Origin of the sequence: Streptomyces sp. NBC_01142 (assembly GCF_026341125.1) — a bacterium.
GTDB lineage: Bacteria > Actinomycetota > Actinomycetes > Streptomycetales > Streptomycetaceae > Streptomyces.
Window position 1 is genome coordinate 1,697,909 of sequence record NZ_JAPEOR010000002.1, and the last position, 12,696, is coordinate 1,710,604.

Below are 12,696 nucleotides of genomic sequence, written 5' to 3' on the forward strand. Positions count from 1 at the left end.
CTGGGACTCAGACTCCTGGGAACTGCGTGCCGTCGGCCGCGCAGGGGGCGGTCGGCTCGCTGGTCAGGGAGGCGACGGCGGCGAGAGGAGGCTCGCTGGTCAGGGGAGCGGCGTCGGGAAGCGGGGGCTCGCTGGTGAGCGGGGCGGCGGTGGCGAAGGCGGGCTCGATGGTCAGCGGGACGCTGGTGAGGGGCAGCTTGCTGATCATCGGTTTGCTGATCCGGGGGGCGGGACCCGGGACCTGTTTGGACAGGGCGGAGAGCAGCAGGTGTGCGGATGCGGCCACGGTGTTACTCCAAGCGGGTGGGAATGGGACACAGCAGACCTACCCAGTGGGCACGACCGCAGACGTACTCGATGAGTCAACGTGTTCCGGCTCACATTCCGTTCCTCTCGCGGAAGTTGGATCAAATCATCCATCACAACAGGCAAAAGGCGCAGAACGGCCACGCGCATTGACACCCTCACTGTGCGGGTGGTGGGCTCGAAACCGACCGGAGTGACGGGGAGACGAGGGGGGACCGGCGTGCGGCTCGGGCGCAGGAGGCGAACGGCCACGGCGGTCGCTGTCGCCGTCATCGGCAGTCTGCTCGGCGGCGCGCAGGGGGCGGTCGCCGAGCCCGGCGACCCGGGCTCCCCCGCCACCACGGCGCAGGACCCCGAGGACGAGGCCGCGCTGCCCTCCGTATGGCCGCGCCCGCAGACGCTGCGCGCGGCGGGATCGCCGGTGCCGCTGGGTGCGGAGGCGACCCTCGTCGCGGACCCGGGCGCCGATCCGTATGCCGTGGAGCAGCTGAAGGAGCTGTTGCGTGCATCCGGCGTACGGACCGTGCACACCGCGCTGCCCGGCCGCGGGCCCGTCCTGCACCTCGGCGGTACGGGCGCGCAGGACGCGCTGCGCGCCCTGCGCGCACCCGACCGGACCGACCTGCCCTCCGGCGGGTACCGGCTCGCGGTGGGCCGCGTCGGCGGCCGCGACACGGTCGCACTCGACGGCGTCGGCGAGGACGGGCTGTTCCACGGCGTCCAGACCCTGCGCCAGCTGACAGTGCGGCAGGGCGAGCGGCCGACCGTCGCGGGAGTTCTCGTACGCGACTGGCCCGGCACCGCCGTACGCGGCATGACGGAAGGCTTCTACGGACAGCCGTGGAGCCGTCAGCAGCGGCTGGCGCAGCTCGACTTCATGGGGCGTACGAAGCAGAACCGCTATCTGTACGCACCCGGCGACGACGCCTTCCGGCAGGCCCGCTGGCGCGACCCCTACCCCCCGGCCCAGCGCGCCGAGTTCCGTGAGCTCGCGGAGCGCGCCCGCGCCAACCACGTCACCGTCGCCTGGGCCGTCGCGCCCGCGCAGTCGATGTGTCTGGCCGACGACGGTGACGTCAAGGCACTGAAGCGCAAGATCGACGCGATGTGGGCGCTGGGCGTACGCGCCTTCCAGCTGCAGTTCCAGGACGTCAGCTACAGCGAGTGGCACTGCGACAAGGACGCGGACGTCTTCGGCTCGGGCCCGGAGGCGGCAGCCAGGGCACAGGCGCGCCTGGCCGGCGAGGTGGCCCAGCATCTGGCGGACCGGCATCCGGGCGCCGAGCCGCTCACCGTGATGCCGACGGAGTACTACCAGGACGGCGTCACCGACTACCGGCGGGCGCTCGCGAAGGAGCTGGACGGCCGCGTCCAGGTGGCGTGGACGGGTGTCGGGGTGGTGCCGCGCACCATCACAGGACGCGAACTGGCCGGGGCCCGCGAGGCGTTCGGGCACCCGCTGGTCACCATGGACAACTACCCGGTCAACGACTACGCCCAGGACCGCATCTTCCTCGGCCCGTACACGGGCCGGGAGCCGGCCGTCGCGTCCGGCTCCGCCGCGCTGCTCGCCAATGCCATGGAGCAGGCATCCGCCTCCCGTATCCCGCTGTTCACCGCCGCCGACTACGCCTGGAACCCCAAGGGGTACCGACCCCAGGAGTCCTGGCAGGCCGCCATCGAGGACCTCTCGGGCGGCGACCCGAAGACCCGCGAGGCGCTGCGCGCGCTGGCCGGCAACCACTCCTCCTCCATCCTCAGCCCCGACGAGTCCGGGTATCTGCAGCCCCTGCTGAAGGAGTTCTGGCGGTCCCGTACGACCACGGACGCGGCGGCCAGGGACCGGGCGGCGGCCTCGCTGCGCGCCGCGTTCACCGTGATGCGGGAGGCGCCGCAGCGGCTGAAGCAGACCGCGGAGGGCACTCTCGACGACGAAGTACGGCCGTGGCTGGAACAGTTGGCGCGGTACGGCCGGGCCGGCGAGCTCTGCGTGGACATGCTCCAGGCGCAGGGGCGCGGCGACGGCGAGGCGGCCTGGCGGGCCTCGCTGGCTCTGGAGCCGCTGCGCGGCGCCCTCAAGGAGAGCCGGGCCACGGTCGGCAAGGGCGTACTGAACCCGTTCCTGGACCGGTCCGCGAAGGAGTCCGCGGCGTGGACGGGCGCGGACCGCGTCGGGGACACGGCAGGCGAGGACACCGTGTGGCTGGACCGGGCCCGGCCCGTCACGGCGGTGACCGCGATGACCCGGCCCGCGAGCGGCGCCACGGGCTCCGGGGGCCGACTGGAGGCGCACGTCCCGGGCGAGGGCTGGCGCGCGCTCGGCCCCCTGTCGGCGAGCGGCTGGACCCAGAGCGACACCAAGGGCCTGCGGGTCGACGCGGTGCGGGTCGCCTCGGCAGGCGCCGAGCCCGTCGCCGTACGTTCCGTGGTGCCCTGGTTCGCGGACGAGCCGCCCGCCGGCCTCGATCTCGTCCGCGGCGAGACGAGCGCGGAGATCGGCGGCGACCCGCAGCGCGCGGGTGTCCGGCTGACGGCGCAGCGCCCCGGCGAGGTGCGCGGCGCGATCACCGCGAAGGCCCCTGCGGGGATCAAGGTGACGGTGCCGAAGCAGACGACGGTGCCGCGCGGGCTGCATACGACCGTGCCGGTCGAGGTCTCCGTCCCCGCGGACACGCCTGCCGGCGAGTACCGGGTGCCGCTCACTTTCGCCGGCCAGGAGCGCACGCTCACGGTGCGTGCCTATCCGCGCACGGCAGGCCCCGATCTCGCGCGCACCGTCGGCGCGAAGGCCTCCTCGTCCGGGGACGAGACGCCCGACTTCCCGGCGGCGGCGGCGATCGACACCGATACCGGGACCCGCTGGTCCTCGCCGGTCGACGACGGCGCCTGGTGGCAGCTGGAGCTGGCACGGCCCACCCGGGTGGGCCAGGTGGTGCTGCACTGGCAGGACGCGTACGCGAGGCAGTACCGCATCCAGGTCTCCGCCGACGGCCGCACCTGGCGCACGGCGGCGACGGTGCGGGACGGCAAGGGCGGACGCGAGGCGGTGCGCATGGACGCGAAGGACGCCCGCTTCATCCGCGTCCAGGGCGAGGCGCGCGCCACCGAGTACGGGTACTCGCTCTGGTCGGTGGAGGCCTACGCCGTCGCGGAGTGAGCCGTGCTCCGGGCACCGCAGCCCCCGGCTCCCAAGCCCCCGGGCCGCGCCACGCCTCCACCCCGGCTCCCAAGCCCCCGGGCCGCGCCACGCCTCCACCCCGCGGCGAGTGAACCGAGGCGCGCGCGACCGTCGACCGTCTCGTGAGCGCCCGGGCACACCGGAGCCCGCGCCCCGCCTTTGCCCGCCCCGCGCCCCTCGGCGAGTGAGCCGAAGGGCGCGGTCGACCGTCGACACACGCTCAACGCGCCCGGAGGCGAACCGGGCCCTCAAAAGAAGGGCCCCAAAAAGAAGGGGCCCCGATCTCAGGCGGAGATGCCGTCGATCCGGGCCATCGCGTCTTCCGCGCCGAACGGCTGCAGGTAGGGCAGCCAGCGCGGATCCCTATGCCCGGTCCCGATGATGCGCCACGCGAGCCCGCTCGGCGGGGCGGGATGATGGCGCAGCCGCCACCCCAGCTCTCGCAGATGCCGGTCCGCCTTGACGTGGTTGCAGCGGCGACAGGCCGCGACCACGTTGTCCCAGACATGCTGCCCGCCACGGCTGCGTGGAACGACATGGTCGACGCTGGTTGCGACGCCACCGCAGTACATACAGCGCCCGCCGTCTCGGGCGAAGAGCGCTTTGCGGGTGAGGGGAACGGGCCCCCGGTAGGGGACCCGCACGAACCGCTTCAGCCGTACGACGCTGGGTGCGGCGATGACGCGGGTCGCGCTGTGCATGAAGGCGCCGGATTCCTCGAGGCAGAGAGCCTTGTTCTCCAGGACGAGGATGAGCGCGCGGCGAAGCGGTACGACGCCGAGGGGCTCGTACGACGCATTGAGGACCAGGACGTGCGGCACGGTGGATGCCTCCTTGTACGCCGGCGGCGCGTGGCTCGCGCCGGGACGATCTGCTTCTCAGTGTCTCCTCATGCCAGGTCCGAGCGCCACCACGTGCAGGTAACGGGCTCGAGGTGTTTTACAGCACACTCTTTCCACCTCTCTCCTTCAGTCCCAGGTGAGCCTTCTCTCTCCCTCGGGCATCGCAACGGAGCACACGGGATGCCCCGTTAGGGTGGTTGGTCCGACGTCGTAATGCCTGGAGGTTCCCACCGTGTCCTGGTCCGCCCTCATGGCTGCCGCCCCGTCACCCGGGCCCGGCTCGCTCGACGAGGCCGCCCAGCAGGCCGGCGATGCCGCGGGCTGGGTGGAGGAGAACTGGTCCACCTGGCTGAACACCGGCCTGCGCATCCTGCTCATCCTGATCATCGCGATCCTGCTGCGCATCGCCATCCGGCGCACGCTCACCAAGCTGATAGAGCGGATGAACCGCTCCGCCCAGGCCGTCGAGGGCACCGCGCTCGGCGGGCTGCTGGTCAACGCCGAGCGGCGGCGCCAGCGCTCGGAAGCCATCGGATCCGTGCTGCGGTCCGTCGCCTCCTTCGTGATTCTCGGCACGGCCGGGCTGATGATCCTGGGCGCGTTCCAGATCAATCTGGCTCCGCTGCTGGCGTCCGCGGGTGTGGCCGGTGTGGCGCTCGGCTTCGGCGCGCGCAATCTCGTCACCGACTTCCTCTCCGGCGTCTTCATGATCCTCGAGGACCAGTACGGCGTCGGTGACTCCGTCGACGCGGGCGTCGCCTCCGGTGAGGTGATCGAGGTCGGCCTGCGGGTGACCAAGCTGCGCGGCGACAACGGCGAGATCTGGTACGTACGCAATGGCGAGGTCAAGCGGATCGGCAACCTCAGCCAGGGCTGGGCGACGGCCACCGTCGACGTGATGGTCCGCTCGTCGGAGAACCTGGACCAGGTCCGCAGCGTGATCAACGAGGTCGCGGACGATCTGGCGAAGGCCGAGCCGTGGAACGAGCAGCTGTGGGGCCCGGTCGAGGTGCTGGGGCTCAACGAGGTGCTGCTGGACTCGATGACCGTACGGATCGCGGCGAAGACGATGCCGGGCAAGGCGATCGGGGTGGAGCGGGAGCTGCGCTGGCGGATCAAGCTGGCGTTCGACGCGGCGGGGATACGGATCGTCGGCGGTCTGCCGGCCGCGGCCGAGGAGGCCCCGTCGACCGACCCGACGGCCGGTATGTCGGCCCCGTCCGCGCTTGCCAGCCCCACCTCGCCCCAGTCGCTGGCGGCGTCTCCGATCCCCGCCCCGACGGCTCTTTCGAAGTAGCGGATTCGGCCCATCGCACACACGCAGCGCCCCCCAGGTAACGCTTTGGTTGCCTAGGGGGCGCTTGCCATTGACGGCCCCCCGGCGTGCGGCCTACGTTCCTCCCACCGAATAGGAAACTTTCCTAACAGTGCAGTGGGGAAGTGAGCAGCAAGCCGAAGGGCAGGTGCATCCGCCGTGGCCGGAACCACACCCGGGACACCCGGGACACCCGGAACGGCAGCAGGAACCACACCCGGTACGCCGCGGGTGCTGCGCGCCATGAACGACCGTGCCGCGCTCGATCTGCTGCTGGAGCACGGGCCGCTCTCCCGCACCAGGATCGGCAAGCTCACCGGGCTGTCCAAACCCACCGCCTCCCAGCTGCTGGCACGGCTGGAGGCCGCGGGCCTGGTCGTCGCCACCGGCACCACCGAGGGACGGCCAGGACCGAACGCACAGCTGTACGCCGTCAACGCGCGGGCCGCCTTCGCCGCCGGGCTCGATGTCACCCCGCAGCGCATCCGCGCCGCCGTCGCCGACATCACCGGCGCCACCGTCGGCGAGTTCGAGCTGCCGACCCCGGGGCGGCGCGCCGAGAGCGTCGTACGGCAGGTGACCGACGCGCTCGACGGCGCGGTGAAGGCCGCCGGAATCACCCGCTCGGACATCAACCGCCTGGTCATCGGCACCCCCGGGGCGTTCGACCCGTCCACCGGGCGGCTGCGGTACGCCTCCCATCTGCCCGGCTGGCACTCCCCCACCCTGCTCGAGGAGCTGGCCGCGGTACTGCCGATGCCCGTCGAGTACGAGAACGACGTCAACCTGGTAGCGGTCGCCGAGCAGCGCCTGGGAGCCGCGCACGGCCACGAGAACTTCGTGCTGCTGTGGAACGAGGAGGGCCTCGGCGCCGCCCTCGTCATCGGCGGCCGGCTGCACCGTGGCTTCACCGGCGGCGCCGGCGAGGTCGGCTTTCTGCCGGTCCCCGGCACCCCGCTGGTGCGCCGGGTGACCAAGGCGAACAGCGGCGGCTTCCAGGAGCTGGCCGGTGCACAGGCGCTGCCCCGTCTCGCCCGGGAGCTCGGCGTGGAGGGCGTCGGCCACGGTCCGCACAGCGAGGTCGCCACCGCCCTGGTCTCCCGGGCGGCCGACGCCGACTCGGGGCCGTACCGGCGGCTGCTCGACGCGTACGCGACGGGTCTCGCGACCGGTCTCGCCTCCATGGTCGCCGTCCTGGACCCCGAACTCGTCGTCCTGTCCGGTGAAGTGATCGCCGCGGGCGGGGAGCCGCTGCGGACGCGCGTGCAGGCCGAGCTCACCGAACTCGCCGCGTCCCGGCCGCGCCTGGTGCTCGGGTCGGTACGACAGCACCCGGTCCTGCGCGGGGCGCTGGAGAGCGCCCTGGCGACGACGCGGGACGACATCTTCGACACCTCCCGCTGAACAGCCGGGTACCCCCTAGCCACCAGCCCGTCCCGCACCCCGATTCCCTCGTACGCCCCTCGCCCCCTCGATTCGTCACAGGGAGACACCGCCATGCCCAGAATCCGCCGGAACACGGCTGTCGCGCTCGCGGCGACCGCCGCGATATCCCTCTTCGCCCCGGCCTGTACGGGGTCGACGGAGAGCGGCGCCACGGACGATCCGAACGCCGGGACCACGCTCACCTTCTGGCACGGCTGGTCCGCGCCCGGCGAGGTCAAGGCGATCGAGGCGAACATCGAGGCGTTCGAGGACGCGTTCCCCCATATCAAGGTGAACGTCGTCAAGGGCATCACCGACGACAAGCTCAACCAGGCGCTGCGGGCGGGCGGTTCGAAGGCGCCGGATGTGGTCTCCTCCTTCACCACCGACAACGTGGGGCGCTTCTGCACCACCAACGCGCTGGCGGATCTGAAGCCCTTCCTGGAGAAGTCGAAGATCGACCCGGTCAAGACCTTCCTGCCCCCGATGGCCAAGTACACCGAGCACGAGGGCAGGCGCTGCACGGTGCCGCTGCTCGGGGACGCGTACGGCCTCTACTACAACAAGAAGGCCTTCGCCGAGGCGGGAATCACCGCGCCGCCCAAGACCCTCTCGGAGTTCGACAAGGCCGCCGAGAAGCTCACCAAGACCCAGGGCGACAGCTACCGGCAGCTCGGCTTCATGCCCAACTTCCAGGGGTACGAGACCACCTTCGAGCACTACGCCTCACAGTTCGGTGTGCAGTACTTCGACGGCTCCGGCAAGTCCAACCTCGCCTCGGACCCCGCCGCCACCAAGCTGTTCACCTGGCAGAAGAGCCTGGTCGACAAGCTCGGCGGCTACAAGAAGCTGGAGAAGTTCCGTACCGGACTCGGTGACGAGTGGGGCCCCAGGCATCCCTTCCACACCGGCCAGGTCGCCATGCAGCTCGACGGCGAATGGCGAGGCAAGATGGCGGGGGACGCCAAGCTGGGCTTCGAGATCGGCGCGGCTCCCTTCCCGGTTCCGGACGACCAGGTCGCCGACTACGGCAAGGGCTATCTGTCCGGCACCGTCCTGGGCATCGCCCGCATCAGCAAGAAGCAGAACGCCGCCTGGGAGCTGGTGAAGTACCTCTCCACCGACACCGGCGCGGTCGTCTCCTTCGCCAACGCGATCCACAACGTGCCCTCCACGGTGGAGGCACTGAAGTCGCCGAAGCTCAACAACGACCCGCTGTACCGCACGTTCGTGGACATCGCGCAGCACCCCAAGAGCGCCCACGCCCCGTCCTCGGTCAACGGCGGCGCGTTCCTGCTGACGGCCCAGGACCTCGGTGTGAAGTACGAGGCCGGCCGTGAGAAGGACCTGGCCGGCGGGTTGAAGAAGACCGACACGCAGGTCGACAAGGACAACGAGCAGGCCGGCTGATGAGCACCGTCCACCCGGGGCTGAGGGCGAAGCGCAGAAAGGCGAACCTGCGCACCCTCGGTTTCCTCTCCCCCTGGCTGATCGGGTTCAGCGTCTTCTTCGCCTACCCGCTGATCTCGACCGTCTACTTCTCCTTCATGAAGTACGACGGGTTCGCCCCGCCGACGTGGGTGGGCCTGAAGAACTGGACCTATGTCTTCAGCGACTACCCCTTCTTCTGGCCGGCGCTGCGCAACACCCTCTGGCTGGTGCTGGTCATGGTGTCGCTGCGGGTGCTCTTCGGGCTCGGCATCGGCCTGCTGATCACGAAGATCAAGACGGGGGCGGGGCTCTTCCGGACCTTCTTCTATCTGCCGTACCTGGCCCCGCCGGTCGCCGCGACCATGTCGTTCGTCTTTCTGCTCAACCCCGGTACGGGACCGGCGAACACGGTCCTGAACGCGCTCGGGCTGCCGGAACCGGGCTGGTTCACCGATCCGAGCTGGTCGAAGCCTTCGCTGACGCTGCTCGCCCTGTGGGGCATCGGCGATCTGATGGTGATCTTCATGGCCGCGCTGCTCGACGTGCCGAAGGAGCAGTACGAGGCGGCGGAGCTGGACGGCGCCGGGCCCTGGCACCGCTTCCGCTTCGTCACCCTGCCGAACATCTCGCCCATCGTGCTCTTCGCGGTGATCACCGGAGTGATCGCGACCATGCAGTACTACACCGAGCCACTGGTGGCGGCCAAGGTCGCGAGCGGTGTGATCGGCGGCTCGGGCCAGCAGTTCGAGCCGGGCTATCCGGACAGGACCACCCTGACCGTCCCGCAGATCGTCTACAACCTCGGGTTCCAGCGGTTCGACACCGGTGCGGCCTGTGTGGTGGCTCTGGTGCTGTTCGCCCTGGCCATGACGTTCACGGCAGTCCTGATGCGGCGGCGCTCCGGCTTCATGACGGCGGAGGACTGATCCATGGCCACCACCACTGGGCCGACCCTCACCCCGCTCCCGTCCACCCTCCCCGAGGAGACCGGCGGCGCCCGGCGTGAAGCACGCCGCAGGGCCACGCTGGAGTGGATCGCCGTCCACTCACTGGCGATCGCGGCCGCGCTCTTCTTCCTGCTGCCGTTCGTGTTCGTGTTCCTGACGGCGGTGATGAGCAGTGATCAGGCACTGACCCGCGAACTGTGGCCGCACACCTGGGAGTGGGGCAACTTCGCCACGGTCTGGAACACCCCGGGCTTTCTGACCTGGTGGCGCAACACGCTGCTGTACGCCGGGCTCGGCACGGTCCTCGCCGTCGGCTCCAGCATCCCGGTGGCGTACGCGCTGGCGAAGTTCCGCTTCCGCGGCCGGAACCTCGCGATGATGCTCGTCATCGCGATGATGATGCTGCCGCCCCAGGTGGTCGTCGTCCCGATGTATCTCTTCTGGGCGAAGCAGCTGGACCTGGCGGGCACGCTCTGGCCGCTGATCATTCCCTTCGCGTTCGGCAATGCGTTCACCATCTTCCTGCTGCGCCAGTTCCTGCTGACCATCCCGAAGGAGTACACGGAGGCGGCCAGGATCGACGGCTGCAGCGAGTTCCGGACGATGGTGAGGATCGTGCTGCCGATGGCGAAGCCGGCCATCGCGGCGGTGGCCCTCTTCCACTTCTTCTACTGCTGGAACGACTACTTCGGACCGCAGATCTACGCCTCCGAGAACCCGGCCGCCTGGACCCTGAGCTACGGCCTCGAGTCCTTTAAGGGTGCCCATCAGACCGACTGGAACCTGACCATGGCCGCTACGGTGATGATCATGGCACCGGTGATCGTGGTCTTCTTCTTCGCGCAAAAGGCCTTCATCGAGGGCGTCACACTGACCGGAGTGAAGGGCTGACCATGCTGTATCCCCACGGGGGACAACCCCCGAACCCCCGGGCGAAGAAGATCGCTGTCGTGGGGGGAGGCTCCACCTACACCCCCGAACTGATCGACGGGTTCGCGCGGTTGCGCGACACCCTGCCCCTGACCGAGCTGGTCCTCATCGACCCCGCGGCCGACCGTCTCGAGCTGGTCGGCGGCCTGGCGCGGCGGATCTTCGCCAAGCAGGGCCACGACGGAAGGATCGTGACCACCTCCGACCTGGACGCGGGTGTCGCGGACGCCGACGCGGTGCTGCTGCAACTGCGCGTGGGCGGGCAGGCGGCGCGCCACCGGGACGAGACCTGGCCGCTGGAGTGCGGCTGCATCGGGCAGGAGACGACGGGCGCGGGCGGCCTCGCCAAGGCGCTCCGCACCGTCCCGGTCGTCCTCGACATCGCCGAGCGGGTGCGGCGGACGAATCCCGGCGCGTGGATCATCGTCTTCACCAATCCGGTGGGCATCGTGACCCGGGCGCTGCTGCAGGCCGGACACAAGGCCGTCGGTCTGTGCAACGTCGCCATCGGCTTCCAGCGCCGGTTCGCGAGACTCCTCGACGTCGCCCCGGCCGACGTCCACTTGAACCATGTGGGCCTCAACCACCTGACCTGGGAGACGGGTGTACGTATCGGTGGTCCCGACGGCGCGGATCTGCTGCCGAAGCTGCTGGCCGAGCACGGTGACGCCCTCGCGGACGATCTGCGGCTGCCACGCCCGCTGCTCGACCGGCTCGGTGTCGTCCCCTCGTACTACCTGCGCTACTTCTACGCGCACGACGAGGCCGTACGGGAGCTGCGCACCAAGCCCTCCCGGGCTGCCGAGGTCGCCGAGATGGAGAAGCAGCTGCTCCGGATGTACGGCGATCCGGCACTCGACGAGAAGCCGGAGCTGCTCGCCAAGCGCGGCGGCGCCTTCTACTCGGAGGCAGCCGTGGATCTCGCGGCGGCGCTGCTGGGCGGGAGCGGCAGCCCGGTGCAGGTGGTGAACACCCGCAACAACGGCACGCTGCCCTTCCTGCCGGACGACGCGGTGATCGAGGTGCAGGCGCGGGTCGACGGGAGCGGCGCCACTCCGCTCGCCGTGCCCGATCTCGACCCGCTGTTCGCGGGGCTTGTCGCACAGGTGACGGCGTACGAGGACCTGGCGCTGGAGGCCGCCCTGCGCGGCGGCCGCGACCGTGTCTTCAAGGCGCTGCTGTCGCATCCGCTGATCGGCCAGTACGAGTACGCCGAGGCGCTCACCGACAAGCTGATCGCGCACAACCGGGAGCACCTCGCGTGGGCATGACCGCACGTGGCGTCCTGGCCATCGACGCCGGCAACAGCAAGACCGACGTCGCGGTGGTCGCCGCCGACGGAACCGTCCTCGGCAGGGCCCGCGGCGGTGGCTTCCAGCCGCCTGCGGTCGGTGTCGAGGCGGCCGTCGACTCCCTTGCCCGGACGGTGGCGGCGGCCGCGACCGCGGCCGCGGCCGGTTTCCCGGACGCCGGTATCACCGCCGGGTCCGGGCGTCCCTTCGTCGCGCATGTCTCCGCCTGCCTCGCCAACGCCGATCTTCCGGTCGAGGAGCGCGAGTTGGCGGCGGCGGTGCAGGCGCGCGGCTGGGGCCGTTCGACCGAGGTACGCAATGACACCTTCGCGATCCTGCGCGCGGGGGTGGATGAGCCGCGCGGCGTCGCGGTGGTGTGCGGCGCGGGGATCAACTGCGTGGGCATGCTGCCGGACGGCCGTACCGCCCGTTTCCCCGCGATCGGCCGGATCTCGGGCGACTGGGGCGGGGGTTCGGGTCTCGCGGAGGAAGCGCTGTGGTTCGCGGCGCGGGCGGAGGACGGCCGCGGCGAGCCGACGGCCCTGGCCCGTGCGCTGCCTGCGCATTTCGGCCTGGACTCCATGTACGCCCTGATCGAGGCGCTGCATCGGGGCCGTATCCCCTCCGCGCGCAAGCATGAGCTGCCCCCGGTCCTCTTCGCCATCGGCGCGGCGGGCGACCCGGTCGCCCGCTCGCTGGTGCACCGGCTCGCGCAGGAGGTCGTCGCGCTGTCCACGGTCGCCCTGGCCCGCCTGGAACTGCTCGACGAAGAGGTTCCGGTGCTGCTGGGCGGCAGCGTCCTGACGGCCCGGCACGCGGAGCTGGACGAGCAGATCGGCAAGCTGCTGGCGGCGAAGGCCCCCAAGGCGGTCATCGAGGTGGTGACGGCCCCGCCGGTATTGGGGGCGGCCCTGCTGGGCCTGGACCGCACGGGGGCCCCGGCCGAGGCCCGCGCCCGGCTGCGCGCGCACTACGCATCGCCTTGAACGTACGCATCGCCCCGAAAAGGGAGAGCGGAAGCACGGGGTGA

Annotated in this window: 10 protein-coding genes; 8 read left to right on the forward strand and 2 right to left on the reverse strand. The window is 70.9% G+C overall.

All coding sequences use genetic code 11. The annotated features are described in order from the left end of the window. Window positions 1-7 precede the first annotated feature (7 nt). Window positions 8-286 carry a hypothetical protein gene (locus OG883_RS25185; protein WP_266544987.1) on the reverse strand — a complete coding sequence of 93 codons (279 nt, stop codon included), beginning with the start codon at window positions 284-286 and terminating at the stop codon, window positions 8-10. 240 nt (window positions 287-526) lie between these two features. Here OG883_RS25185 and OG883_RS25190 point away from each other — a divergent pair, with 240 nt between their 5' ends. Next, window positions 527-3,463 (forward strand): beta-N-acetylglucosaminidase domain-containing protein, encoded by a 2,937-nt coding sequence (locus OG883_RS25190; protein WP_266544990.1) that lies wholly within the window; start codon window positions 527-529, stop codon window positions 3,461-3,463. Window positions 3,464-3,768: 305 nt separating this feature from the next. Here the strand turns inward: OG883_RS25190 and OG883_RS25195 are convergent, their stop codons facing one another. Then, window positions 3,769-4,305: an HNH endonuclease gene (locus OG883_RS25195; protein WP_266544993.1), complete on the reverse strand. Its 537-nt coding sequence runs from the start codon at window positions 4,303-4,305 to the stop codon at window positions 3,769-3,771. Between the two features lie 253 nt (window positions 4,306-4,558). Between OG883_RS25195 and OG883_RS25200 the strand changes: the two genes are divergently transcribed. The 7 genes from OG883_RS25200 (at window position 4,559) to OG883_RS25230 (ending at window position 12,652) form a co-directional block, all read left to right on the forward strand. Then, window positions 4,559-5,623, forward strand: a complete 1,065-nt coding sequence (locus tag OG883_RS25200) for a mechanosensitive ion channel family protein (protein ID WP_266544996.1) — start codon at window positions 4,559-4,561, stop codon at window positions 5,621-5,623. 261 nt (window positions 5,624-5,884) lie between these two features. After that, entirely contained in the window at window positions 5,885-7,045 is a 1,161-nt protein-coding gene (locus tag OG883_RS25205; protein ID WP_266545002.1) for an ROK family transcriptional regulator, read from the forward strand. A gap of 93 nt (window positions 7,046-7,138) precedes the next feature. Further along, window positions 7,139-8,476, forward strand: a complete 1,338-nt coding sequence (locus OG883_RS25210; protein WP_266545007.1) for an ABC transporter substrate-binding protein — start codon at window positions 7,139-7,141, stop codon at window positions 8,474-8,476. Continuing rightward, window positions 8,476-9,423 carry a carbohydrate ABC transporter permease gene (locus tag OG883_RS25215; protein WP_266545010.1) on the forward strand — a complete coding sequence of 316 codons (948 nt, stop codon included), beginning with the start codon at window positions 8,476-8,478 and terminating at the stop codon, window positions 9,421-9,423. The genes OG883_RS25210 and OG883_RS25215 overlap by 1 nt, the downstream gene beginning before the upstream one ends. A 3-nt stretch (window positions 9,424-9,426) precedes the next feature. Next, a complete protein-coding gene (locus OG883_RS25220; RefSeq protein ID WP_266545012.1) occupies window positions 9,427-10,335 on the forward strand; it encodes a carbohydrate ABC transporter permease in 909 nt (302 codons plus the stop codon). 2 nt (window positions 10,336-10,337) lie between these two features. Then, window positions 10,338-11,645 (forward strand): 6-phospho-beta-glucosidase, encoded by a 1,308-nt coding sequence (locus OG883_RS25225; RefSeq protein WP_266545015.1) that lies wholly within the window; start codon window positions 10,338-10,340, stop codon window positions 11,643-11,645. After that, complete coding sequence (locus tag OG883_RS25230) at window positions 11,642-12,652, forward strand: N-acetylglucosamine kinase (RefSeq protein ID WP_266545017.1); 1,011 nt, start codon at window positions 11,642-11,644, stop codon at window positions 12,650-12,652. Before OG883_RS25225 ends, OG883_RS25230 begins: the two co-directional genes overlap by 4 nt. Window positions 12,653-12,696 lie beyond the last annotated feature (44 nt).